The sequence below is a fragment of the Paenibacillus sp. LT-B23 genome, assembly GCF_059417685.1.
Window position 1 is genome coordinate 67,238 of record NZ_JBSQBM010000026.1, and the last position, 24,774, is coordinate 92,011.

21 protein-coding genes and 1 pseudogene are annotated in these 24,774 nt (G+C 47.3%); 16 read left to right on the plus strand and 6 right to left on the minus strand.

The annotated features are described in order from the left end of the window. Positions 1-466 precede the first annotated feature (466 nt). Positions 467-1,018: an NADPH-dependent FMN reductase gene (locus tag ACWXW9_RS25050; protein WP_494931630.1), complete on the plus strand. Its 552-nt coding sequence runs from the start codon at positions 467-469 to the stop codon at positions 1,016-1,018. A gap of 92 nt (positions 1,019-1,110) precedes the next feature. Here ACWXW9_RS25050 and ACWXW9_RS25055 read toward each other — a convergent pair whose 3' ends face one another. The 3 genes and pseudogenes from ACWXW9_RS25055 to ACWXW9_RS25065 form a co-directional block, all read right to left on the minus strand. Next, positions 1,111-2,034: a ketopantoate reductase family protein gene (locus ACWXW9_RS25055; RefSeq protein WP_494931649.1), complete on the minus strand. Its 924-nt coding sequence runs from the start codon at positions 2,032-2,034 to the stop codon at positions 1,111-1,113. 110 nt (positions 2,035-2,144) lie between these two features. Beyond that, positions 2,145-2,267, minus strand: a pseudogene (locus ACWXW9_RS25060) (3-methyl-2-oxobutanoate hydroxymethyltransferase); the annotation flags it as partial. A gap of 386 nt (positions 2,268-2,653) precedes the next feature. Further along, positions 2,654-3,535, minus strand: a complete 882-nt coding sequence (locus ACWXW9_RS25065; RefSeq protein ID WP_494931631.1) for a metal-dependent hydrolase — start codon at positions 3,533-3,535, stop codon at positions 2,654-2,656. A 129-nt stretch (positions 3,536-3,664) separates the two neighbouring features. Between ACWXW9_RS25065 and ACWXW9_RS25070 the strand changes: the two genes are divergently transcribed. The 4 genes from ACWXW9_RS25070 to ACWXW9_RS25085 all read left to right on the plus strand — a co-directional run bounded on the left by ACWXW9_RS25070 (position 3,665) and on the right by ACWXW9_RS25085 (position 5,914). After that, positions 3,665-4,036, plus strand: a complete 372-nt coding sequence (locus tag ACWXW9_RS25070; protein ID WP_494931632.1) for an MmcQ/YjbR family DNA-binding protein — start codon at positions 3,665-3,667, stop codon at positions 4,034-4,036. A gap of 12 nt (positions 4,037-4,048) precedes the next feature. Beyond that, positions 4,049-4,180 (plus strand): peptidylprolyl isomerase, encoded by a 132-nt coding sequence (locus tag ACWXW9_RS25075; protein ID WP_494931633.1) that lies wholly within the window; start codon positions 4,049-4,051, stop codon positions 4,178-4,180. A gap of 105 nt (positions 4,181-4,285) precedes the next feature. After that, on the plus strand, positions 4,286-4,912 hold the full coding sequence (locus ACWXW9_RS25080; protein WP_494931634.1) for a nitroreductase family protein: 627 nt from the start codon (positions 4,286-4,288) through the stop codon (positions 4,910-4,912). Between the two features lie 51 nt (positions 4,913-4,963). Then, the gene (locus ACWXW9_RS25085) at positions 4,964-5,914 is read left to right on the plus strand and encodes a ring-cleaving dioxygenase (protein ID WP_494931635.1); all 951 of its coding nucleotides are present in this window, start codon (positions 4,964-4,966) and stop codon (positions 5,912-5,914) included. Positions 5,915-6,040: 126 nt separating this feature from the next. Here the strand turns inward: ACWXW9_RS25085 and ACWXW9_RS25090 are convergent, their stop codons facing one another. Then, positions 6,041-6,496, minus strand: a complete 456-nt coding sequence (locus tag ACWXW9_RS25090; protein WP_494931636.1) for a MarR family winged helix-turn-helix transcriptional regulator — start codon at positions 6,494-6,496, stop codon at positions 6,041-6,043. A 465-nt stretch (positions 6,497-6,961) separates the two neighbouring features. After that, positions 6,962-10,324 carry a DEAD/DEAH box helicase gene (locus ACWXW9_RS25095; protein ID WP_494931637.1) on the minus strand — a complete coding sequence of 1,121 codons (3,363 nt, stop codon included), beginning with the start codon at positions 10,322-10,324 and terminating at the stop codon, positions 6,962-6,964. 353 nt (positions 10,325-10,677) lie between these two features. On the opposite strand from ACWXW9_RS25095, the gene ACWXW9_RS25100 reads away from it, so the two are divergent. The 4 genes from ACWXW9_RS25100 (at position 10,678) to ACWXW9_RS25115 (ending at position 13,769) form a co-directional block, all read left to right on the plus strand. Further along, positions 10,678-10,953: a hypothetical protein gene (locus tag ACWXW9_RS25100; protein ID WP_494931638.1), complete on the plus strand. Its 276-nt coding sequence runs from the start codon at positions 10,678-10,680 to the stop codon at positions 10,951-10,953. 36 nt (positions 10,954-10,989) lie between these two features. Next, complete coding sequence (locus tag ACWXW9_RS25105; protein WP_494931639.1) at positions 10,990-12,267, plus strand: Tle-like phospholipase domain-containing protein; 1,278 nt, start codon at positions 10,990-10,992, stop codon at positions 12,265-12,267. 66 nt (positions 12,268-12,333) lie between these two features. Continuing rightward, complete coding sequence (locus ACWXW9_RS25110; RefSeq protein ID WP_134911278.1) at positions 12,334-12,606, plus strand: hypothetical protein; 273 nt, start codon at positions 12,334-12,336, stop codon at positions 12,604-12,606. Between the two features lie 74 nt (positions 12,607-12,680). Beyond that, complete coding sequence (locus tag ACWXW9_RS25115; RefSeq protein ID WP_494931640.1) at positions 12,681-13,769, plus strand: site-2 protease family protein; 1,089 nt, start codon at positions 12,681-12,683, stop codon at positions 13,767-13,769. Positions 13,770-13,935: 166 nt separating this feature from the next. Here the strand turns inward: ACWXW9_RS25115 and ACWXW9_RS25120 are convergent, their stop codons facing one another. Continuing rightward, the gene (locus ACWXW9_RS25120) at positions 13,936-14,844 is read right to left on the minus strand and encodes an AraC family transcriptional regulator (protein WP_494931641.1); all 909 of its coding nucleotides are present in this window, start codon (positions 14,842-14,844) and stop codon (positions 13,936-13,938) included. A gap of 175 nt (positions 14,845-15,019) precedes the next feature. Here ACWXW9_RS25120 and ACWXW9_RS25125 point away from each other — a divergent pair, with 175 nt between their 5' ends. From ACWXW9_RS25125 to ACWXW9_RS25155, 7 genes are all read left to right on the plus strand, one after another. Continuing rightward, the gene (locus ACWXW9_RS25125; protein ID WP_494931642.1) at positions 15,020-16,414 is read left to right on the plus strand and encodes an MFS transporter; all 1,395 of its coding nucleotides are present in this window, start codon (positions 15,020-15,022) and stop codon (positions 16,412-16,414) included. Positions 16,415-16,467: 53 nt separating this feature from the next. Beyond that, positions 16,468-18,474 carry a beta-galactosidase gene (locus ACWXW9_RS25130; protein WP_494931643.1) on the plus strand — a complete coding sequence of 669 codons (2,007 nt, stop codon included), beginning with the start codon at positions 16,468-16,470 and terminating at the stop codon, positions 18,472-18,474. Positions 18,475-18,607: 133 nt separating this feature from the next. Next, entirely contained in the window at positions 18,608-20,404 is a 1,797-nt protein-coding gene (locus ACWXW9_RS25135) for a sensor histidine kinase (protein ID WP_494931644.1), read from the plus strand. Next, positions 20,401-21,468 carry a response regulator transcription factor gene (locus tag ACWXW9_RS25140; RefSeq protein WP_494931645.1) on the plus strand — a complete coding sequence of 356 codons (1,068 nt, stop codon included), beginning with the start codon at positions 20,401-20,403 and terminating at the stop codon, positions 21,466-21,468. The genes ACWXW9_RS25135 and ACWXW9_RS25140 overlap by 4 nt, the downstream gene beginning before the upstream one ends. Positions 21,469-21,715: 247 nt before the next feature. Continuing rightward, a complete protein-coding gene (locus ACWXW9_RS25145; protein ID WP_494931646.1) occupies positions 21,716-22,996 on the plus strand; it encodes an ABC transporter substrate-binding protein in 1,281 nt (426 codons plus the stop codon). A 39-nt stretch (positions 22,997-23,035) separates the two neighbouring features. Next, on the plus strand, positions 23,036-23,920 hold the full coding sequence (locus ACWXW9_RS25150) for a carbohydrate ABC transporter permease (RefSeq protein ID WP_134911271.1): 885 nt from the start codon (positions 23,036-23,038) through the stop codon (positions 23,918-23,920). Continuing rightward, positions 23,917-24,744 (plus strand): carbohydrate ABC transporter permease, encoded by an 828-nt coding sequence (locus ACWXW9_RS25155; RefSeq protein WP_494931647.1) that lies wholly within the window; start codon positions 23,917-23,919, stop codon positions 24,742-24,744. The genes ACWXW9_RS25150 and ACWXW9_RS25155 overlap by 4 nt, the downstream gene beginning before the upstream one ends. Positions 24,745-24,774: the final 30 nt, after the last annotated feature.

A 24,774-nucleotide genomic window follows, 5' to 3' on the forward strand; every position in this document is an offset into this window, starting at 1 on the left:
GTTACGATCCATAAATAACGAATGCCTGCGAAGCCGCAGGCATTTTTTTATTATCCAATGTATTTACAGGAAGGGTCGCGGTCAGCATCATGCAGGAGGTGTCTAACGGGCCGCTTTACTTTCTTGCGGATAGCGAATCCCGTCAGGGTAGCTAATCAGTTCAATGATCGTTTCCCAGGGCGATTTTCCGTACACGAGCTGATTACGTGCCCCTGCTTCCAGCCCTAATTCCTGTTCAGCCTTTTTCCTTCCTGCAGTTCCACGTCTGGCACCGTGATGCCAATATGATCGATTCCGCGCACAGGATGCTGTTTTTGGGTCATGTGTATGATCTCCTCATTTGCTTGCCTATTCTTTTATACCCGTAATGTAACATACCCTCACAACCTTTTTTATCTCCTTGTGATCTGTAGTACACTGAGTATAAAAGATATGCTCAAATTGAAAAGAAACGAGATGATGTAGGGTGGAACAGAAGATAAAGATATTGGCTATATCGGGGAGTCTCCGCCAAAAGTCATCCAATTCAGCATTATTGAAGGCTACCATCGGGTTAGCGCCGGAAAATATGATGTTCACGATCTATAACGGATTAGGTGAGATTCCTCATTTTAACCCTGACCTGGATGTAAATGACGGGCCGGCTTCCGTCAAGGAGCTGCGGGAACAACTGAAACAAGCGGATGGGGTATTGATCTGTACGCCGGAATATGGGAATGGTGTTCCAGGTACTTTGAAAAATGCATTGGATTGGCTCGTATCCTCGGGCGAATTTGTAAATAAGCCTACAGCAGTAATCAGCGCGTCGCCTTCTCCTATGGGTGGGAATCTGGCACATGCCTCTCTGTTGCTCACATTGCAAATGATCAATGCCGAGATTGTGGAAAATGGAAAGGTCATTATTCCGCATATCACATTGAAGTTAAATCAGGAAGGTGAAATTACAAACCTTGAAACGAGGCAGGAACTGTTAGCATCGCTTCAAGGGCTTGAGCAAGCCTGTTCGAGACAGGTGTAAAAGCTGTTAAAAGAAAAGCAGCGGCAGTCCGAGATTTTATTTTCATCTCCGAAGCTGCTGCTGTCCTTTTAAATGACTTTAAAGTTTAAATTTTAGACGGTATTCAATAAGCTCTCATATACCTTTAATCGGGCATATACCGTTTCAAGTATGGGATAAACGGCATTACTAGCAGAAGCCAATCCAAGAAGTGAACCATGCAGGTGACTCGCTTCAATCGGAAGCCTTTTATGCATATCACGTTGCATGGATGACATCATCTCTGGTCGTAAGGACTCCATCGTTTTCAATGTATGAGCTTCCATCTCTGAATCAATCGGCATCCCTGCATTGCGAGCAAGTGTGACAATCTCATGAAGCAGCTTTTCGTATATAGCACGTGACTCTGCCGTGGCAAGTATAGTCCCAACCGAGGCATCCATCAGTGTTGTAATTCCACTCAAGCTGGCAACAAATATATATTTCTGCCAAACTTCACGTTGAATATCCTGACTTATTGCCACTGTGAAGCCTGCATGATCAAGATGATTCAGCAGCAGTTGTGTACGCTCTGATTGCACTCCATCCCATTCACCGAAGACAATACGGTGGAACGGACTTGTTTGAACGACAGAACCATCATGATCTAGCGTAGTTTCGATATAACAAAGTCCGCCCAGCACTTTTTCCGGACCGAATTGCTTGCGTAAAGAGTCAAAATGTTCGTAACCGTTAAGTAACGGAAGAATCATGGTATGATCACCGATATAGGGCTCAAGATCGAATTGCAATTGGGGCAGATGATACGCTTTGACCGCAACGATAATACAGTCGAACGGCTCGGCAGCTTCACCATATGTAATAGCGCGGATTGGCGTCTGGAAATCCCCATGAACACTTTTAACAATCAGACCATTCTCTCTCAACTGAGATTTTTTGGAAGGACGTACAAGGAAGGTCACGTCTTCTCCTTTTTGAACAAGACGTCCCCCGAAGTAGCCTCCAATGGCCCCTGCACCTACAATCATAAATCGCATCATATAGTCCCTGCCTTTCCTTTTGCAATTAAAGTACCTATATCCGAATACGTTTTTACAAACCTCTTCTCCCGGTAAGGAGAGGAGTATTGCAGCATGTCATGGTGGACTATACCAGCTTCCTCAGCCAAACGAGCAGACGGATAGTCATACACCGTAATCATGCTTATAGGTAAACCTTCTCGTTTCATTTTCTTCAATTGCAAAATATTAAGCGCTTTTGGGTTTTCCATGGTTACATTCAATCCTTTCCCTACTTTTGTTTTAGATCACAAAAAAAACCTTTCAGCACATGGCCAAAAAGGTCCGAAAGGCAAAAAAAGAGTCAATTTGCGACCGTTCTTTTGTCTCGGTCCTTGCGGATCAGAGCAAAATCCAACGAGTTCACCTCCATAGGCTCACACATCTACGTATTGAATTACACTAAACCAGAGTACCGTTCGAATTTGTCGATACAGCCTCTCACGGAAGTATATCAAAATAAAGGGTTCTTTGCCTAACCTTCGCTGCAATACGAACAAAATAAGCCCTTCCAGCTTCCTGATGGGAAGTGAAAGGGCTGTTCAGCTTGCCGATACAGCTTATGAAATATCGCTAAGTCTTCAGGACAAGTACAGCGTCACGGACGGTCGATAAATTCGTACAGAAAGGATTGACCCTCCCGATAGAAACGTGGGTCGTATACGCCCAGACGCTGTCCGTCGTCTACAACGACCACGAAGGGCGACCATTGCACAAGTGTTTGTGCCTTTGGATTGCTGGCAAACAGCGAATCCAGATTAGCCTGATCCTGGGATGGCAATTCTGCTACTGTATGAAAGCCTGTCCACAGGGAGCCTTTACTCAAGGTGACTACAGAGTCCTTTTTGCTAATCACAGTGAACACACCTGGGACAAAATCGGCAGATAGCGCTGCCTGCTCATAAGATACCTGTGTCTTTTGCTGGTGCAGAATCAGCATACCTTGGGCAGTCTGGACGGCGAAATGCAGCGCCATCAGCACCCAGACGATCCGGTAGACAGCCATGGAGGATATTCGGGCAGAACGCCGGAAGCGGACATAGAGAAATCCCGCCAGCATCAACGCCCATAGAACAAGGTCCACAATCGGAATCGTTCCGAAGGTCACTCTCATCTGCGAGAAAGGCTCAAAATACCCTGTGCCCCAAGCGTTAAACAGGTCGCTCGTATCGTGAATGAACACAGCTAGCAGGGCTATTCCAAACCACCGCCAGCCGGATTGTCGGAAGAGCAAGCGCACCAGCAAGGCAATACATGCCGCCCATACGGGAACGAGGAACAGTGAATGGGTAAGGCCCCTGTGCCACATCTGGTATTGCCCCGACACATCCCACAACGTAGAAATCACATCTATATCAGGAATTTGCGAGCCAATAACAGTAGTGAATAGCAGTGCGCCCTTTTGCTTGCGCGTCATGTCCGGATTCTTGACTGCGCCGTATAAGGCCAAGCCGAACAATGTATGTGTAATGGTATCCATAATGATTCTCCTTTTGATACAGATACCCTAATTGTAGCATGGACGTGATGTATTTGAAGAGCATGAAGGTGATATAATAGGGCACAAATAGGTTCGTAGAGCGATGACTGAGCAGAGGAGAGAAGGCTAATGTACGAGCAAATTGTAACGTATGGTCTAAGCAAAAAAGAAGCGATAGAGGATTACCCTTTTGGTCCTGAGCCACTGGTGCTGAAGGTGGGAGGCAAAGTATTTGCTCTCCTGAGACAAGCGAACGGTATTTGCCAAGTATCTCTGAAATGTGATCCGGTTATTGCGGAAAACCTGCGTGAGCAAAACAAGGCGATTAAGCCAGGCTATCATTTGAATAAAAAGCATTGGAATACGATAGAGGTTGATGCTACTTTCCCGCTGGAGGATTTGTATAGCATGATTGACCATTCGTATGAGCTAGTGTTCAAAAGCTTGACCAAAGCGCAGCGTGAAGCGATTACGATGAGGATACGGGCAACAGATCTGTGAAAGGTGTGTTATATGATGAAGGCTCAAGAAGTAATCCTTGATCACCAGCATACCGTCTTTGGCGAGGTAACCGATGGAATGGAGCATGTCGAAGCACTCAAGCGGGGAGACCGGATGTTTGAGGTTAAAGTGTGGGATCAATAAGAGGCTTGAAGATCAAACATTTTTACTTGACAGAAAACACGTAAAGATATATTCTTAATTTAAAGATAATTCATTTAAAAATAATATCGAGGAGTGGAACTGAACATGAGCGAACTGGTAAATATTATTCAAGAGAGAAGATCGGCTTCTAAATTTATTCCTGATGTTACAATAGATAAAAAAGAACTGGAAGAGATATTTCAGCTAGTGAAGTTTGCTCCATCGGCTTTTAATTTACAGCATGCGCATTATATCGTGATACAGGATACAGATACGAAACAAAGACTGCATGACGAGGCAAGTAAGCAGTATAAAATATTAACGTCTTCGGCCGCAATTGTGGTGCTCGGGGATACCGAGGCGTATACGAAAGTAGCTGAATATAATGAAGGCTTTCTAAACCTGGGCGTTCTGAGCAAGCAGGAATATGACAGAGAGGTGGAATCGGTGACCCAGTTTTATCGCGAGCGGGGACCTGTCTTCCAAAGGGAAGAAGCGATTCGCAATGCCAGCCTGTCTGCCATGCAGTTCATGTTGATTGCCAAGGACAAAGGATGGGACACTTGCCCGATGATCGGTTTTGACCCGGAGAAGGTACAGGAAGTATTGAATATTCCAGAAAATTTCGTGCCAGTTATGCTGATTACCTTGGGTAAAGAAGATGTATCTGGTCAGCGTGCACGTGGATACCGTAAGCCAGTTGGGCAATTTGTCAGCTACAACGGATTTTGAAATGTATAAATAAAATAAAATCAGATTAGATGAAGAAAAGGAGTGACTGAGATGTCATTGAAGACCGCAGGAATTCATCATATCACGTCCTTTGCAGCAGACCCGCAGGGTAATGTAGATTTTTACGCAGGCGTGCTTGGGTTGAGATTGATTAAAAAGACGATTAATTTTGATGCTCCAGAAGTATATCATTTGTATTTTGGTAACGAAGAAGGCAGCCCGGGAACGATCATTACCTTTTTTCCGGCTCCGGGTACACGCAAGGGTAAGCTCGGAGGCGGGCAGGTAGGAATTACAACGTATGTAGTGCCGCCGGGGACTCTGGATTACTGGGAAAATCGCCTGCACAGCTTGAAGGTATCCTTCACAAAATCAGCTCGTTTCGGCGAATCATTTATTCAGTTTCAGGATAATGAAGGCTTGCATCTTGAACTGGTGGAGCGGGAAGAAGGCCCGGCCAACACGTGGACGGCAGGCGGCGTGCCAGCGGATAAAGCGATCAAGGGCTTTGGCGGCGCAGTGCTGTTCAGTGCTAATTCCAAGCATACGCAAGGCGTGCTGGAGAACATTCTGGGAATGACTCCCATCGGAGAAGATGCAGATGCAGGCTACATCCGCTATCAGGCGACTGGCGATTTGGGCAATCTGATCGACATTCCGGTCAAAGATGTACCGTGGGGCAACGGCGGCGCGGGTACAGTTCACCATATTGCCTGGCGTGCGCAGGATGATGCAGAACATCAGGTGTGGAACGAAACGGTTCGCCAGCATGGCTTTGGGACAAGCGGCATTGTGGATCGGCAATACTTCAATGCTGTATACTTCCGGGAGCAAGGTGGTATTTTGTTCGAGATTGCGACCGATCCACCCGGCTTTACCGTGGATGAGGAGCTGAACGAATTGGGGCACAAGCTGATGCTGCCAGAATGGTTTGAGCCTCAGCGTTCCGTGATTGAGTCTAATCTGGTTCCCATTGAAGTTAGAGTATTGAAGCAGGATTAATCAGGATAGATCACGACACATCAGGATAAGTAAACAAAAGGTCCAATTGCAGGGTGTTTCTACCGCAATTGGACCTTTTGTTTTGGATTTTTTCAGTGCATCTTGCTTTATGACATCTGTATGGGGTTATCCCTCAATGTAGGTTTTGTTCAGCCTTACTAACAGCTCCCCGAATTTTTCCTGTTCCTCATCTGTCCAGTTCTCCAGCATTTCGCAATACCGGGCTACTCTCATTTTCTTGTCTTCCAGCAACAGTTTCTTACCCAGCTCCGAAATTTCAAACAGGCTGACGCGCCCGTCCGACGGGTCGGATAGACGGCGAATCAGTCCCTTGGTTTCCAATGCGGCCGTTTGTCTGCTGACGGTAGAAATATCGAGCAGAAACATATCTGCGAGCGTTTTTACACGAGTGGGGCCATACTCCATGAGCTGCCTCAATAGCAGATACGTGGCGCGCTCCAAAGTGCCGATTTTGTGCTCAGACTGATCGATGTATACTGCGCGGCGTATAAATGTTGTTAACTCATACTCAATAAGCTCCACTGCTGTATTCCTGTGAGAATCATGAAGAGGATGGTTCATTGGAAGTTCCTCCTTAATGTGGTGGTTCATCAGAATATTGGAATAGTTATAATTTTAAATAAATGATTGATATGAAGTTTTATAGTTGTGCAATACAATTAAATATGGTTGCATCGAACAAGTAATTATGGATTATCTAAATTCTTATATAATAAGAGGTTTTGAGAGCTTCAACAACAAGAACATTTGCAAACCCACGTTGTTAATGTACAGCATCATTCAAATTAATCCACTATACTCAACTATGCAAGGTCCGTGGAATGTACCATTTCACGGGCTATGGTTATGGTTTGAACATTGAAAACATCCCCAGTCATTTCAGGTTGGAGGGATTGTGAAGAAAGAGGGACGGTCATTACTGGCCGGGTGGTTTGTCTGATCACAAAAAATAACCTGCACAGCCGTATGAGCCACACGGCGATGTGCAGGTTTATTTTAAATCGGATTCATAGCGGTTAAACCTGCCTAGATCATTAACAGTTCACGAATCTCCAGCTCGGTCAGTGCCGAAAGGGTTTCTTGTCCCGGTTGGATGACCTGGTCGATGAGATTTTTCTTTTTTTGCTGTAATTCATACATCTTGTCCTCTACCGTACCTTGCGCGACGAGACGAATCACCTGCACGACTTTTTTCTGGCCCATCCGGTGGGCGCGATTGGTAGCCTGTTCCTCTACAGCGGGATTCCACCACAGATCGTACAAAATGACGGTATCTGCTCCGGTAAGATTCAGGCCGGTTCCTCCTGCTTTCAGAGATATCAGGAACAGATCGCGTTCTCCTTCATTAAAACGGCTGCACAGCTCCACACGTTCCGAAGCGGGAGTCTGCCCGTCCAGATAAAAGTAGGGCACTCCTTCCTGAGCAAGCTCACGTCCGATCATTTGAAGCATCGTCGTGAATTGTGAAAAGATGAGCATCCGCTTGCCCGAACTAAGGCATTCCGTAACGATCTCAAGCAGCTGCTCAAATTTGGCTGAGCTTCCGGTGTAGCCCTCGATAAACAAGCCCGGATGACAACAGAGCTGGCGAAGCCTGGTCAGACCCGCAAGGATCTTGATCCTGTTTTTCTGGAAGCCCTCCTCATTCAGATGCTTTAATGTCTCATGCTGGAGCTTGGCCAGATAGGCCGTATACAGCTTCTTCTGATCCGGCAGGAGCCGCGATACCTGAACGGATTCGATTTTTTCCGGCAGCTCCTTCAGGACGTCGCTCTTGAGGCGGCGCAGCAGAAATGGACGTACCCGCTTGGCGATCACATCCCGGGTGAGATTGTGAAATGCTCTTTTGCCACCGGGAAATAGCTCGGGAAATACAACATCGAAGATGGACCATAGCTCTTCCAGTGTATTTTCCACCGGCGTTCCAGTAAGGGCAAAACGATAACGGGCTTTTACATCCTTCACGCTCTGTGCCGTTTGGGTGGCATGGTTCTTGAATGCCTGCGCCTCGTCCAGAATCAGCGTGTGGAACGATAGCTTGCCGTACAAGTCCGTATCCCGACGCAGCAGAGGATAGGAGGTGATGATGACATCATACCGGGCTGCGTCCCTGATGATTCGACTGCGCTCATCCGTGTTACCGTCTGCAATGGCGACGCAGATATGGGGTGCAAACTTCTCCAGCTCATTCCGCCAATTGTACACCAGTGACGCAGGGGACACGATCATGGCTGGAAGCTGCTGATTGCGGATTTCCGGCAGCACAGAGACGAGGAAGGCGATACTTTGCAGCGTTTTGCCCAGTCCCATATCATCTGCCAAAATGCCCCCGAAACGGTAATGCGCCAGCGTCTTGAGCCATTGAAAGCCGTAGACCTGATAATCTCTCAGGATCGGAGCGAGTGTATCGGGTACTGGAAAGTCGAGATGATCGGGATTACGAATATTCTCCAGCAGTTGGCGAAACGTTTTGCCCAGCGTCAGATTCTTCCCTTGATCATGGGGATCTATTAAATACAGTCCTTGCGTAACGGGTATGCGAATTTGTGCGGCATCCAGGTCGCTTTTGCGAATTCCTGTTTCATTCATGAACCGGATCAGATCCTTGTATTCCTCTGTTTCCAGCGGCAGCAAAGCACCATTCGGCAAGCGGTGATATCTTCGCTTTTCCTCTAATGATTTTAGCAGCAGGCGGATTTCGGATTCCGGAATGCCTTCGATATCAAATTTAAATTCAAGCCAATCGGTACGTTCGTCTAGCTCTACTCGTACCTTCGGGGTGGGCAGGGTGTTGTTTACTTTCGATTTAACAGCACCCGTGGCATACACCTCTACCAGTTTTTCCAGCTGTGGCACCGTATGATATAGAAAATCATATTCCGCATCCTCATCTTCCATAACATATCCACTGTCTGTCTTGGCGAAGGAGCTATGCTCCATCAGATCCAAAATTTGTTGTTCCTGCTCCCCATCCCGTATCAGAATACGCTCGTTGTCAGGCTTCCGCTCGTCGGTTTCCAGTGGGTTCACGATGATTTCCCCGTATTGGAACTCCAGTCCTGCCAGCAGCTTGTCTCTTACCCGATCCAGATATAGCTTCGCCTTCAATGGCTGCTGTGTGACCCGCTCAGAGACAGACCGTGTCATATGGACACGTCCAAGCTTCGTCAACCCGGGGACAACCTTGTCCATAAAAGACTCCATCTGTTCCGGTGCAATCTGAATTTTCCGCTTGTGGTGGACTTCCAACATCCGTTTTAGCTCGGACAGACGTCGCAGCGGATCGTCCTTCTGCTTTACGAGCTTGCCATTGGCAATGACGATGCCGTAGTCCTCCATAACGGTTAGATCAGCCAGTCCCTGAATGCTTAGCTGGTAGCCTTCGGTTTCAGCCTCGGCCTTGTCGAATTCAAATTGCAGCGGCAGCATGTTGCCTGACTGAGGAATACCCTCGGTTGTGTTTCCATGAATCTCAAACTGGACGCCCTGTGCTGCTGCCAGCAAGGGGAGCAGCTTTTCCCAGGCCGTAGGTGGAATGAGCAGCATCCGTTCTCCACTCATGTGGCTGCTAGAGGACGAATATGTGCCCGAGGTTTCCCGGATCATCCGCTCATTGCGGCGAACTTGAACCAACTGCTGGAGAATGGCATCATGTTCAAGCCGGAATCGGTATAACTGAGGCTCGTATGAAAAGTTTCTCGTAAACATGTAGCTGTCGCCACGATCAATGCTGTCGAGAAACGAACGGATTTTCTGGACAATATACAACCGTTTGGGTCCGGCTTTCATCTCTATGCCAAACATGTACTTCTGGTAACCATAGGCAAAGGGACGGATCACAAACTGAAAATCCAGAATAGCACGGGTATCCAGCAGCGTAGGAGTGCTGCGAAGCGGCTTCTTGCTGCTGAATAGCTGTAGCATACTGTCGGTCAGTTGGAGATCACTTTGTGTGATGCCAGAGAAGCGTGTGGTCCGGGCGTGATCATGCTGAGCATCAGTAGCGGTATAGGTTCCGTCTTTCTCAGTTTCTTTTACTGAATCCGGGGTCATGCCCGAATGGAGTCTGGAAGCATAAGAACGTACAGACAGGCTTTTTCCGTGCAGCATTTCATGGGCGTTAATGAGAACGGCAGCAATATGCTTACAATACTGTCCGGTGGTCTGAAATGTGTTACAGGTGCATTCCGCGCGGATACTGCCGTTGGGGCGGATCATAGCAGCAACGGCATAAAAGCGACTGCCTTTGACCGTGGCCTCATACACACCATCATCATGATCTATTTGCGTAAAGGCCACTCTTTTGGCCCGATAATAGGCATCCCCGTTGTCATAAGCGGCTTGACTGCATAGCTGTCTAATGACCCGCCGGGTAAGTTCAAAGCTCATGGTTCGCAATCCTCTCCTGAGTCATTCCGTTTTCTTTTATGATAACAGAACAGGCGTGATCGTGGACACATGCGGATGGTTATTGAAATATATGGATTGTTTAATTAGTTAAATGAAACTAATCAGCTAGAAATGGGCGCTATTTGGAATATTTTGATACCGAAGACTTAATGATATCTTATGTCTAAAGGCGTATTGTTTGTCCTCTGAGATAAAAGGTACAATTATAAAAGGGATTTTGTGGATATAAGATATGATGCTTATGAAAAGGGGTGCTGATAATCAGTCACCGATATGTAAAAGGAATGATGGTGTTGATAACCCTTATTTTAATACTGGGAGGATGCCAAAAGGTGAGTAAAGATGAAGATGCTGAACTGATTAGTAAAGCGAAAGCTACGGCAATTGAACATATGAAAGACAAGTATGGTCTCGATGTAGAAATCACTTACGCAAAAAAAATGCCAACTTATGTAGTATTTAAAGTGAATTTTAAGGGCAATGTTGTGGGCCATGAGGAACAGACCTTTGGAATTTCCGTAGATTATAAAACACAGGAAACTTCCAATTTTATGATAAGTCCTGAACTAAAGAAGGTCTTACCAGGAAAAAGTGAAGGAAATAAATAGCTGTATTCTTTAATACAAGAAAGGGGACTACTTTCAATGGCTGTTACACCTCTTGTTGATGACGAGACCTATAGAATAATGTCCGAATTGTCTTATGATGAATGGGAATCAGATACAGACGTAGATGAACTCCCCGGCTGGAGGGTGCTGGACTCCGTTAATCGTGAAGACTCAGGATTAGCAGCCACTACATTTTACAACGATGAAACGAAACAGGCTGTCATTGCCTATCGTGGGACGGAAACGGATGATCCACAGGATTTGTATAACGATGCGACCCTCGCACTTCCTGAAATTAACCGAAAAATTCATGGTAGTTTAAATATTCATTCGGATGCTTACAACGAGAATATGAAGAAAATGGACGACGAGTTAGGGTTCACGGCGTTTAACAACTGGATGGGGGAAAAAGAAAAGAGTGTAGATAAGGCTTTGTTCGGTAGCTCAAACCAGTTCTATCAGGCAGAGGACTATGCGAAGGATTTACAAAGCAAATACAAGAACTATAACTTCTCGCTAACTGGACATTCGCTGGGAGGAGGAAATGCACAATATGCAGCAGCTTACACGGGGTTGAGTGCTGTTACATTCAGTGCGCCTTCGGTTATTTCCAGCTTGACGCCAGAATACAGAGATAAAGCAGAAAAAGGCGAATTTGACCATCAAATTACGAATTTCCTTCATCCAGGTGATATGATAGCCAGCTTTATTGGGGGAGGATACGATCTTCACGTAGGATCTTCTTACCATATCAACAGTAATTATCAAACGGCTAATGACGGCATAGGGTTAAAAGAGCAAATTGACAACACGTTGGGCGGACCTTACTATCATTCCCTTGAGTATTATAAGTTTGATGAGAACGGTTATATCTCTAATCCGCTGTACGATCCCGTAACAGGCGAACGAATCACGGAATCTCCGCGCATTCCATCTGACTTCAACCTAATGGATACGGTGGACGGCTGGATACATCAATTAGGACAGACCTTAACTCAATTTCAAAAGGCAGCGCTGGTAACAGCAGCTACATCTGCTTCTGCCGGTACGATTCAGGTCATGCCGGAGCATTTACTTGCTGTAGCCGAGAAATGGAAGGCAAACGCGCAACAATGCGATGCGGATTTTCAGCGTGTGAGGGTAAGACTTTCCCGCTATATGCATACAAGTCAAAGCCGCCGATTACAACCGATTGTAACGCAGCTTGATTCCTCCATGGCAGAATTCAGCCAATGGTATTTGCAACATACGAATGAATTTCTGTATTACCTTCAGCACAAGATAGAGCAATTTATCCAAGCTGACAACAGCTAGTAACAAGGTACTGATAATGTTTAATTATTTTATAGTCAGTAGGATACATAGGAGGCGGACAGTGATTTGAACGGGCAAATACGGGTCGAACTGGAAGAGTTATTACTTGCGGAAAAAGAGCTGACGTGGCTGCTCGCTCAGCTTCGCACAGATGAACAAGCGGCGCGGGTGTTGTATGGTCGTCTGCATGAATGGAGAGGGCATTCGGCTAATGTGATCAGGGACCAAATCGAAGCCTTTTTTGCCGGGTTAACGAACAGGATTCATGTCCTGGAGCAGCAAAAGGCAGAGTTAATCCAGTACGTTGAATTGATGAAGCGAACGGACGCAGTACATTAATTGAAGCAAGGAAGTTTTTACAAGCTGTGCAGAGCAGGATACAATGGAGGTGTAGAGAAAGGGGGCGGATGCTGTTGCAAAAAGAAGATAAAGAGGCTAAGTCCAAATCCGGCTCATCCAAATGGTATCTAGGCAGTGCGGCGGCGCTGCTTCTTTTGAAAGGGAAGTCGTTGCTGGCTCTTTTGAAATTCGGTAAATTCGGCGGTGCGCTGATATCTATGGCGACGACGATTGGCTTCTATGCGCTTCTGTACCCGTGGGGATTTGCGGTCGGATTCGTGTTGCTATTGTTTGTGCATGAGCTGGGGCATGTATGGGCTGCCAAGCGCAAAGGGCTTCCGGTGTCGGCACCGTTGTTTATTCCCTTTCTGGGTGCGCTGATTACGATGAAACGGCATCCGTTGGATGCGCAAACAGAGGCATACGTGGCGATGGGTGGCCCGTTACTGGGCACGGTTGGTGCTATGGCGGTATACGCAGGAGCCTATGCAACAGATAGTCCATTACTGTATGCGTTGGCGTATATCGGTTTTTTTCTGAATCTGATCAATCTGCTGCCTATTCATCCGCTTGACGGAGGACGGATTTCCACGGCAGTAACACGGTGGTTATGGCTAGTAGGCTTGTTGGGTGGAATCGTCGTCATTGTGTATTTAAAATCCTTTTTATTTTTCCTGATATGGGCGCTCTTTGCCTACGATTTGTACAAAAAATATGTGAAACGCAATAAAGGAGAGGTCAAGGTCCAATCTTTATTGCAAAAGCCGCTGGTTAATGTACAGCATCTTTATGAGCAAGGATACCCACTGCCCGGACCGGAGCATACTCGTAGACTATCCTTTAATACCTACTCGGATCTGGAAGGGCAGCAATATGTGACGGTGTATATGGAAAGTCTTGATGTGGAGCAGACGCTTTTGCTGCCACAGCAGTGTCTTGTCCAGGATGTAAGGCTGAATGGTGTGGAGCATATCCCGACACCGGATGCGTATCAGCTTAAATTGTTGTGTGAGATGGATTACATTCCGTTTGAAAATGATAAATATTATGAGGTACCCACGTCATCACGCTGGAAATTCGGGATCGGTTATTTGGGGCTGGCCTTGTTTTTGATGGGAATGATGTATGTGGTACACCAGCATATAGGGGATGTAAGGTTGTGATGTAAAAAGGCGCGGCATTCTGCTATTTTTAACCCGCGCCTTTTTGCAATTATATTGAATGAGCAGTATCTTATATTTTTATTATTTAAAATCAGATGCCTCTACGGGTACCTTTCCTTTAATTAGGAACCACCTGTTATTTTTGTGATTTTGAATGATTCCAACCTTAATCCTGCTCAGTAACTGGACTCAGCGTTTGGCGGTATTTGAGCGGACTGGTGCCGGTCCAGCGCTTGAACTGTCTGCTGAAATGGGCCAAGCTGGAGTAGCCGAGCAGGGAAGCTATCTTGTTCAGCGGCAGATTGGGCTGCTGAATCAGCACCTTCGCCTCGTGCAGCTTTGTCTCCGACAGGTAGTGACGCGGCGAATAGCCGTATACCTTGCGGAATACCTCCTGTGCGTATCCAGGACTGATCCCGAGGGAGGCTGCCACATCCTCAATACGGAACGTCGGCTCAGCAGATTCATCATCCCGATAAGGCTTGAACCTTGATTGAATGGCCTCCATAATCGCCTTGGCATACTGAACGGATGAGGGCGAAAGCGTAGGCTCCATCCCGGTAGATATCATTTGCGAGAATATTCCGAACAGCTCAAACAAGGCTATTTGCATGCGAAAACGATCCGCTGTCGTATATTCTCCGTTCTCCTGCATCATGCCAATCCAGCTGTGCACGACCTTTTGCAACTTCATGTTCGTTTCAGTACCCGCCGGGAAAAAGAGCTGATTGCTCTTAATCATCTCCTGACGGAACAACGGATCATCCACATTAAAATGAGTACTGAAATAATACATCCCGTCTGGGGAAGCGCATTGACTCACATGCTTGAATCCCGGCGGAATGATCAGAATATCGCCGACACCAACCGAATACACGTTATTTTCCATGATCGTCTCCTGACGACCCTCCAAAATCAGTACAATTTCAAAACCGATATGTGACTCTTCCGGCATACACCAGTCTGCTTTGACCCGGTGAATATGAGCGCCAAAAAATTTCACATTCCAGTCAATGATAGGAAGCCAATGGCAATTTTCGAATAGAGCTGGATCAACTTCAGGATTCAATATCATAAGATCACCTTCGATTAGGGCAAATTTTACACCGCTTAGACAATCTCATTGTACCTAACATTTAACTATAATAAAAGAGCGTTTACAAATGCTCTAATATAAGCTTTTACATAAAGAGAAAGCGCTTATATAAAGATGATTTGAAAGCGATACCATATTGTAATCAGGAGGAGCTATGGAGACAACATCAAAAGAACGTGTATCCTATTATGTTTATTTTCTGGGAAGCAACGCAATTCTCTGTCTGGTCGCCTCATTTGCGATGCTATTTTATACGGATTATGTCGGCATTTCTGTTTCGATTATCGGTACTTTATTCGTGTTAGCCCGCATATGGGATGCACTTAGCGCTCCAATCTTTGGCGTGATTATCGACCGGGCCAATCTCAAGGGCGGTTTGTTCAAGCCGTGGACGAATCTGGCCTCCATCATTTTGCCAATACTTACGGTACTTATTTTTCTCGTTCCCAGTGATGCGTCTCTTACCGTTAAGGTGATCTACATCGCCGTCACTTATCTGGCATGGGAAATGTGTTATACGATCAGTGATGCGCCCGGTTTCGGTTTGGCTACACTGATGACGAAAAACACGCACGAACGTGACCTGCTGATGTCCAGAGGGCGGACGATGGTCTTTCTGGCTTTTATGGTGATCTCCTCGTCTTCGGTCGCTGTGGCCAATCAGATATCTTGGCCGATTTTGGCGCTTATCGTTGCCATCGCGGGCTTGATATTAATGAACTTTACTCGCTTTAATGTCAAAGAGCGTTATTCTAATAAGGCGGAGAAGGTTACACTTAAGCAAGTTGTGACGTATCCATTACAAAATAAACAGCTTCTGTTCTACCTGATGTCATTTATGATGCTGTCCATGACCAATCTGCAAGGGATTGTCGTCAGCTATTTTGCCATCTACAACTTGAAGAATCCCATTTACATTTCAGTGCTCATGTTCATTTCGTTGGGTGTGCAACTGCTCACCGCGTTGATTTTACCACCGATTATTAAAAGATTCGGCAAGTGGAAAGTGAATGTCGTCAGCTTGATTGGATTGTTTACCACGGGCTTGTCCTTGTTTGCAATCGGTTACAGCAATCCCATTGTGGTGTGTGTATTCGCCGTTCTGTTTGGTTTGTTCAGTTCCGCACCACAGCTCATGGTACCGATGTTTACCGCTGATTGCGTCGAATATGGCGCGTTCAAAAAAGGCGTACGTGCCAGCGGAACCGCTTTTGCTACCCAAACCTTTGCGGGTAAATTGGGGGGAGCAGCAGCTAGTGGAATCGTCGCGTATGCGCTGGCTTTTGCAGGCTATATCCCGAATGTATCGCAGACCGGACAGGTCCTGACGTGGATATTCGCGCTCTATGCGGTGGTTCCCGGTGTAGGGGCCTTGATTACGGCAGGACTGTTCGCGTGGCTGTACAAGATTAAAGAAAAGGATGTAGAAGGCTGGCTGGCGATTGCGAAAAAAAATCAGCAACAGGCTGATTCTGCGAAGCAGGGTGTTACCGATAAACCCATAACCGTTCCATCTCTGTCTAAACCGCACAACAGCCACGGCGTTTAAAAATAATGCGCTTAGCATGACACCCTATTACGAACATATTGGAGGACGACTTGATGAAAAAGCTACTGTATGGCGTTGCTTATTATGATGAATATATGCCTTATGACCGTCTGGACCAGGATATTCAAATGATGAAGGATGCGGGCATCAACGTGGTTCGAATTGCCGAATCCACCTGGAGTACGCATGAACCGCAAAACGGAGTGTTTGATTTCACCTCTGTGGATCGGGTGCTGGGCGCAATGCATAAGGCGGGCATTGAGGTCATCGTGGGCACGCCCACCTATGCTGTACCGACATGGCTGGTCAAGGAGCATCCTGACGTATTGGCGACAACTCCTCAGGGACCGGGGAAATACGGGGCCCGTCAGATTATGGACATTACGAACCCGGTGTACCTGTTCCATGCCGAGCGAATTATACGCAAGCTGATTGGACGGGTGAGTCAGCATCCGGCGGTCATCGGTTTTCAGACGGATAACGAAACGAAGCATTACAACACAAGCGGGCCGAATGTACAATTGCGATTCGTTAAGCATTTGCGTGAGCAGTTTGAATCACTGGAAGAGCTGAACCGCAAATTCGGACTTGATTACTGGAGCAATCGGATCAATAGCTGGGAGGACTTCCCTTCGGTGGTCGGGACGATTAATGGAAGCCTGGGCGCAGCATTTTCTCAATTCCAGCGCAAGCTGGTCACGGATTTCCTCGCCTGGCAGGTTGCGCTCGTGAATGAATACAAGCGGGACGACCAATTTGTTACACAAAACTTTGATTTTGAGTGGAGAGGCCATTCCTTCGGCATTCAGCCGGATGTGGATCATTTTGCGGCATCCCAAGCATTTGATGTGACGGGAGTGGATATTTACCATCCAACACAGGATGATTTGACCGGGATTGAAATTTCCTTCGGTGGTGATGTGGCGCGCTCTACGAAGAATAATAATTATCTGGTGCTGGAAACGGAAGCGCAGGCTTTTACCCATTGGGTTCCTTATCCGGGGCAATTGCGGCTGCAAGCGTTCAGTCATCTGGCTTCCGGGGCCAATATGGTGGCTTACTGGCATTGGCATTCCATCCATAATTCCTTCGAAACCTACTGGAAGGGTCTGCTGAGTCATGATTTTGAACCCAATCCTGTCTATGAGGAAGCACAGACGATTGGGAAGGATTTTGCAAGATTATCCCCTCATCTGGTAAACCTGAAAAAGAAAAACAAAACAGCCATCCTGGTCAGCAATGAAGCGTTGACATCAATTAACTGGTTCAAGTTCAATATGAATAGTTCGCTGAATTACAATGACATTGTACGTCGCTTGTATGACGAGCTGTATAAGCTGAATATCGGTACGGATATCGTTCATCCGGGTACGGAGTCATTTGACGACTATGATCTCTTGATCGTACCCGTTCTCTACTCTGCACCGAATGCGTTACTGGAAAAGCTGAACCGTTATGTGGAAAACGGCGGTCATGTGGTATACACGTTCCGAAGCGGGTTTACCGATGAGCATGTGCAGGTGAGAACCTCCCGGCAGCCGGGCGTGATTAGTGAAGCCTGCGGCATTCATTACAGCCTGTTCGTGGAGCCGAAGAATGTAACGCTTAAAGATAATCCTTTTGAGGTGACACCGGAGGACAATCAGGTAGATACGTGGATGGAACTGATTACACCGACAACTGCCGAGGTGTTGGCTTATTACGACCATCCGCACTGGGGTAAATATGCCGCAATTACGCAAAATCGCTATGGTCAGGGAACGGCGACCTACATCGGCTGTGTCGTAAGCTCGGCGGTCATTCGTGAGCTATTCCGTTCTGTCGCGAAGCAGGCGGGAGTGTGGGGAGTGGACCAGGAAACGTCGTATCCGATCATTGTTAAATCCGGTACAAATGAGCTGGGACGGACGGTTCGGTATTATTTTAACTATTCCGAACAAGCAGGCTCAGTTATGTATCCGCATGGAGACGGCAAGGAGCTGATCGGGGAGCAGATAGTTACTCAAGGACAAACGCTTCAATTAGAGCCTTGGAGTGTTATAATTATCGAAGAAGCGTAAATGATGAGTAATGAGCTGAAATTGACATATAAATGAAATCATATATGTGTCCAGCCGGGAATACCCGGAAAATGAGCGCCCCTGCGTATAGCGGGGCGTTTTCGCATATGGCTGAACAGAGGAGAGCATCACTATGCCAACCCGAGTAGTCCGCTGGTTTCGGGCACTGACGGCCCCGTATCGACGCAGCATTCAACTCAAGCTGATTTTGACGATGATCGTCCTTTCTGTGCTGCCGGTTATTGCCGTCACGGCGCTGGCTGCGGAAAAAAGCAGAGCGTCGATGGAAACCGAAGTGGTGGAGACGAATATGTCCAATATGAAATGGACGGGAATCTATGTCAGTGACCAGTTAGATCGTCTGAACCACCTGATTTACAGCATTCAGATCAGCCCCGATCTGAGTGATTATTTGAATGAGCGTGAGCCGGGCAATCTTTCCAGCCAATTTAATGCACAGCGAAAAATGCTCAATACGCTGGCGAATGTATATTATTCGGCCGGGAGCCATGTGATCGGCATCCAGCTCTATTTGAAGCAGCCGCAAACGCTGTTTACCTTCAATGGAATGCAAAATGCCATTACGACAGTGAACGGTATACCCGCTCAGTATGCCGAGATGTGGAAAGCGAATAAGGATTATTCGATTCGCACAAGCCACGCTGCACCGGAACGATTTACACTGACCCGCAGTATTCGCCGTTTTGAGGATCAGAAGCAGACGGGAGCTATTTCGCTGGATGTGCTGTGGTCCCAATTCGATCAGACGCTGGGTTTGCTGGGGCGGGGAGACCAGCATCAGGTTTTTATTACAGGTTCAGATGGAAAGGTGATGTATCCGTCGCAGGTTCACCAGTCGCCTCCTGCGGAGGTACTAACAGCACTGCGTGATGTTCGGCCGGGTCCGGGAATGATCAAGACAGCCGGTAATTATGTATTTTATAATGATTTGGATGTGGTAGGGCTGCGGCTGGTCAAAATCGTACCTACTTCCTCCATTAACCACAGCGCTTTTTCGACCATGCTGTACGGTATTATTATAGGCGGGATCTCCATATTGGTTTCGATCTGCATTGCTGTTTTTATTGCCTGGCGTACTGCACGTCCGATTGTTCATTTGGCGCGTTCGGTGCAGGAACTGGATATGATCAAGGGACCTGCCGGAGAACCCAGTATACGCCCGGATGAGATTGGGTTGCTGGAAAGAAGTCTGCATGGCATGGCAGGACGAATCCGCGAGCATATCCAGACGGAATACAGTATGAATTTGCAAAAAAAGACGGCTGAGCTAAAAGCGCTCCAGGCGCAGATTCACCCCCATTTTCTGCAAAATACGCTGCAAATGATCGGAAGCATGGTATTTTCCCAAAAGCCGGAGGACACGTATGAGGTGATTCGGTCGCTGAGTGAGATGTTCCGCTACGTGGTACGGGAGCCGCAGGATATGGCCACTTTACGCGCGGAAATTGACCATGTAGGCCACTATATGCGCATCCAGCAGCGGCGGTTTCCGCAACGACTGGTGTTTCAGGTGGAGACGGATGAACAGGCGCTGGATGTTCGTCTGCCCAAGCTGTCGCTTCAGCCGTTGCTGGAAAATGTGTTTCAGCACGGTCTGGATCGTAAGGCTGGAGCATGGCGGGTGGGAATTCGGGTAGAGATTATGAAAGAAGACATATGCATTACAGTCTGCGATAATGGTAGCGGCATGGCACCCGACAGACTGGAAGAAGTACGGGCACGGCTGGAACATGCATCGGAGGAGCCGATCTGGGCGCAGGGTAGCCATATCGGATTAAGCAATGTGGCTTCACGGATACGGATGAATTTTGGAGTGAATTACGGGGTGACGATAGACAGTGAGCCGGGAATCGGTACATGTGTCACCATCCGCATTCCATTCACATCAGCAGGGGAGGGAAAAGGATGATCCGGGTATTAATTGTCGACGATGAGCCGTGGAACCGGGATATTCTAAAGACGTTCGGCGCATGGGAAAGGCTTGGAATGTCGGTGGTTGGTGAGGCTGAGGACGGGGATGAGGCGTTCAGGCTGGCCGGGGAATTATCCCCGCAGATTGTGATTACCGACATGCGTATGCCGGGCGCGGACGGAGTGGAGCTGCTGCAAGCGCTGAATAACCATTTTCCCGATATGAAAATCATTGTCGTGAGCGGCTATGACGACTTCGCGTATGCCAAACATGCCATTCGGTACAAGGCCGTTGATTACTTGCTGAAGCCCGTCAATCCTGTCGAGCTGAATGCGGTGCTGCTTAAATGCAAAGACGATCTGGAAGCCAAGGCAGCGGAACAGCAGCAGGAGGTGGCGGAGCTGGACTATGAGTTCTTCCACAAGCTGTCCCGGTATAAGCAACTGCTGCGACTTTATTTTAATGAGCTGAACCGGGAAGGCGTACAAATGACCTGCAAGCAAATCTTGCAGGAGCTGGAGAGCTACGGGGAACCTGGTCCGCATATGCTGGGCAGGCTGGTGCAGGAGCTTCTTTCCCAGCTTAAAGAGCTGGCAACGTCCAACGGACTGGATACGCCCACCGCCAAGGCTGGATTTCCGCTTTCGCAGGACACGCTATCCTCTGCGGATCGTGCGCTGGAGTTCGTGTCAGCATGTTATGTGCAGGAGCTGGAGCAGCTCATTCGACAGCGGAAGTATAAGAACAAGCTGAATCTGGAGGAGGTTCGGCGCTATATGGACAGCCACTTTGCCGAGCCGATTACACTGGAGCAACTGGCGAAAAACTTTTTTGTCAGCAAGGAGTATATGAGCAAGGTATTCAAGCAGGAGTATGGTCAAAATGTAACGGACTATATCGTGCAGCGGAGAATGGAAAAAGCGCGTGAGTGGCTGGCAGATAAACAGATTTCGATTAAAGCGGTGGCGGAGATGGCGGGATATGAGGACGTATCGTATTTCTACCGGGTGTTTAAAAAGCATTTTGGCATGGCTCCCGGTGAAATGAGGAAGGAGCAATGATGTACGCTGTTAACAGCCGTAGTTTAAAAAAATCCAACCCAACAGGCTAATGGTGTCCAATGGCAGAAGTGACCTCCCACCCTATAATGAAAGCGTATACAAAACAAGCAGCACAAAGGGATTTAGCCTCTATGCAGCTCACACAGGTGCATCATTGGAGGTTGAAGACCGACAGCATGGCTGTACTGAATAACAACTGATTAGCAGTGGGTCACAGTTATTTTCAACTTAGGGGAGGTCATTTTGCATGAAAATGTGGAAAGGTGTATTGAGCACAATGCTGGTTGGCACGTTGTTGGCCGGGTGTGGAGCGAATTCTTCAGGTAGTGACAGCAGCGGTTCCGGTGGAGACGGCAAAACGGTTAATCTCAAAATGTTTATCGCACAGCCCCGATTGAAGGAGCATTACGATAAATATATTAACGCATTCGTAGCGAAGGAAAAGAAAGATAAAAATCTCGACGTTACGGTGCAACTGGAGATGCCGCCTGCCGACAATGCAGCACAAATTTTGAAGACGAGACTTGCATCCAACGATGCGCCGGATGTGTTCGCCCTGCATGCAGTGAATGAAATTCCTCCGTTTTATAAAGCGGGATATTTGGAGGACTTGTCCGGTCAGCCGTTTGTCAGCAAATTAATGGATAGTGTGAAGCCTTCGGTGACGACGAAAGACGGCAAGGTCGTGGCAGTTCCTTTGGAAACGATTTCATGGGGCTACTTGTACAATAAAAAGATATTTAAGGACCTGGACTTGAAGCCACCGGGAACGCTGACCGAAATGAAGGCTGTGGTCGAGAAGCTCAAAGCTAATAATGTGAAGCCGTTCCTGTTGTCCTATAAGGAATCCTGGATTCCACAGTTATTCGTGCCGCTGACAGCGGGTGCGATGATGAACACACAGAACAAGGATTTTATCGAACGGATGAATCAGGACAAAGGCTCTTTTTCCGAAATGAAGAGTATGTTCGACATTATTGATCTGGTGAACAGCAACGGTACAGACAAGGCGCTGGAAATCGGCGGGGATGATGGATCGGCGGCCTTTGCTGCGGGGAAAGCGGCGATGTGGATTCAGGGACCGTGGTTTGCGGAAACGATTTTGAAATCTGATCCGAAGATGGATTTTGGAGTAGCCCCGCTGCCAATCAATGATGATCCGAATGCGACATTGATCAATCTGTCCACTTCGACTTCGCTGGCTGTATCCTCTACAAGCAAAAATAAAGAGGTTGCACTCGATTTTGTAAACTATGTATTGGACGACAAGGATTCCAGCGCGTTCTATGAATCATTGAAATTCAATCCGATCTCTAAAGTGCATACGTTCAAAAGCTATCCTTGGGTCAATGACGCTACCGAATATGTGAAAGCAGGCAAGTCGTATCAAGATCCGTCCATCCCGCAAGCGGTCAAGGATGAGGCAGGCAAATCGCTGCAATCCTATTATGCAGGCCAGCTCTCGCAGGATGACGTGATTAAGGCGCTGGATAAGGCATGGAAATCGTATAACAAAGTAAACAAGTAACGGAAACCTATAGAATTACATCAGGAGGGGGGAGGCTCCATGCCCTTTAAAATCTATAAAAAATACGTGATGCTGCTGGCGTTTACCGCCCCGGCGCTGATCTTTTACGCCATCTTCCTGCTTATTCCAACGATCAGCGGCATGTACTACAGCTTTACAGACTGGAACGGATTGAATCCGAATTACAGCTTTATCGGCTTGGGAAACTTTGTCGAGGCGCTGAAGGAAGACCCGGATTTTCTCAATTCCCTCTGGTTCACGCTCAAATATGTACTGGTCATGATTGTACTGCAAAATGTGCTGGCGTTGGTGCTGGCGGTGCTGATTGAATCACGTACGCGCACCAAAGGATTTTTTCGGACGATATTTTTTATGCCCAATATGATCAGTACCATTATTAGCGCATTTATGTGGACGTTCGTGTTTTCCTCCGTGCTGCCACAGATCGCCGAAAAGACGGCTATCGCCGTTTTGGGCCAATCGTGGCTGGGCGATCCGAAGGTATCTTTCTTTTCCATTATTATTGTATCGCTCTGGAATGGTGTCGGCTATATGATGATCATTTATCTGGCTGCGCTTCAAGGTGTACCGCAAAGCTTGAAGGAGGCCGCTATTATTGACGGGGCGAACGCGTTCCAGACGTTAAGAAGTGTGACGCTGCCGATGATTACCCATGCGATTACCATCTGTTTCTTCCTGACCCTGAACGGTGCCTTCAAAGTCTACGAGGTCGTCTATGGACTGACTGGCGGAGGGCCGGGGCGCAGTACGCAGGTAATTACGATGAACATTTATGAGGAGGCGTTTTCCAACAACTTCCGTTATGGTTACGCAAGTGCTAAATCCGTTATTTTGTTCGCCATCGTGCTGATCTTCACGCTGATCCAGTTACGTGTGATGAAGAAGAGGGAGGTGGAGGCATGAGGCTGAAAAAAGCTAATTCCTTGCTGATTACGCTGATCCTCTGCGTGGGCGCTGTGGTGTCCTTCTTCCCGATCTACATGGCGGTGATTAATTCCTTTAAAACGCAGGGTGAGATGTTCGCATCCTTTACGTCGCTGCCGACGAAGCTTCATTTTGAAAATTACAGTCAGGCTTTTCACCAGACCCATTTGCTGAATAGCGCCCTCAATTCCACGATTATTTCTTTTATTGGAATAGGCGGCATCGTGATCTGTTCGGCGCTGGCGGGCTACAAGCTCTCTCGTACACGAGGAAAAATGAGCAGTGCAATCTTCTTCCTGTTTGTCGCATCCATGCTGGTACCGTTTCACTCCATTATGATACCGCTTACACGGATGGCAAAGGATTTGTCCGTCCAAGGCAGTACGTATGGTTTGGCACTGATCTATATCGGTTTGGGTGTGAATATGGCGATCTTTTTGTATCACGGATTTGTCAAATCCATCCCGCGTGAGCTGGAGGAATCGGCACAGATGGATGGCTGTAATGAGTTTCAAACGTTCTTCCGGATTATATTTCCTTTGCTGCTGCCGATCACTGTCACGATTGCGATTTTGGATTTCCTGTGGATTTGGAACGACTTTTTACTTCCATTGTTGATGTTGACGGATGTGAACCACTACACCCTGATTCTTTCGACAAACATGCTGTTCGGGGAGTATAACAAGGACTGGTCGCTCATTCTGGCCGCACTTGTACTGACCTCCATCCCGGTAATCCTGATCTATTCGTTCTTCCAAAAATTCATCATGGAGGGCATTGCGGAGGGAGCGATTAAGGGATAAAGTGAAAAGCCTTCCTATCAACAAGGAAGG

Coding starts and splice junctions, on each gene's coding strand:
- ACWXW9_RS25055 (WP_494931649.1), bottom strand. CDS start 2,034: ATGCGATTTATGATTGTAGGTGCAGGGGCCATTGGAGGCTACTTCGGG.
- ACWXW9_RS25065 (WP_494931631.1), bottom strand. CDS start 3,535: ATGGATACCATTACACATACATTGTTCGGCTTGGCCTTATACGGCGCA.
- ACWXW9_RS25070 (WP_494931632.1), top strand. CDS start 3,665: ATGTACGAGCAAATTGTAACGTATGGTCTAAGCAAAAAAGAAGCGATA.
- ACWXW9_RS25075 (WP_494931633.1), top strand. CDS start 4,049: ATGATGAAGGCTCAAGAAGTAATCCTTGATCACCAGCATACCGTCTTT.
- ACWXW9_RS25080 (WP_494931634.1), top strand. CDS start 4,286: ATGAGCGAACTGGTAAATATTATTCAAGAGAGAAGATCGGCTTCTAAA.
- ACWXW9_RS25085 (WP_494931635.1), top strand. CDS start 4,964: ATGTCATTGAAGACCGCAGGAATTCATCATATCACGTCCTTTGCAGCA.
- ACWXW9_RS25090 (WP_494931636.1), bottom strand. CDS start 6,496: ATGAACCATCCTCTTCATGATTCTCACAGGAATACAGCAGTGGAGCTT.
- ACWXW9_RS25095 (WP_494931637.1), bottom strand. CDS start 10,324: ATGAGCTTTGAACTTACCCGGCGGGTCATTAGACAGCTATGCAGTCAA.
- ACWXW9_RS25105 (WP_494931639.1), top strand. CDS start 10,990: ATGGCTGTTACACCTCTTGTTGATGACGAGACCTATAGAATAATGTCC.
- ACWXW9_RS25120 (WP_494931641.1), bottom strand. CDS start 14,844: ATGATATTGAATCCTGAAGTTGATCCAGCTCTATTCGAAAATTGCCAT.
- ACWXW9_RS25125 (WP_494931642.1), top strand. CDS start 15,020: ATGGAGACAACATCAAAAGAACGTGTATCCTATTATGTTTATTTTCTG.
- ACWXW9_RS25130 (WP_494931643.1), top strand. CDS start 16,468: ATGAAAAAGCTACTGTATGGCGTTGCTTATTATGATGAATATATGCCT.
- ACWXW9_RS25135 (WP_494931644.1), top strand. CDS start 18,608: ATGCCAACCCGAGTAGTCCGCTGGTTTCGGGCACTGACGGCCCCGTAT.
- ACWXW9_RS25140 (WP_494931645.1), top strand. CDS start 20,401: ATGATCCGGGTATTAATTGTCGACGATGAGCCGTGGAACCGGGATATT.
- ACWXW9_RS25145 (WP_494931646.1), top strand. CDS start 21,716: ATGAAAATGTGGAAAGGTGTATTGAGCACAATGCTGGTTGGCACGTTG.
- ACWXW9_RS25150 (WP_134911271.1), top strand. CDS start 23,036: ATGCCCTTTAAAATCTATAAAAAATACGTGATGCTGCTGGCGTTTACC.
- ACWXW9_RS25155 (WP_494931647.1), top strand. CDS start 23,917: ATGAGGCTGAAAAAAGCTAATTCCTTGCTGATTACGCTGATCCTCTGC.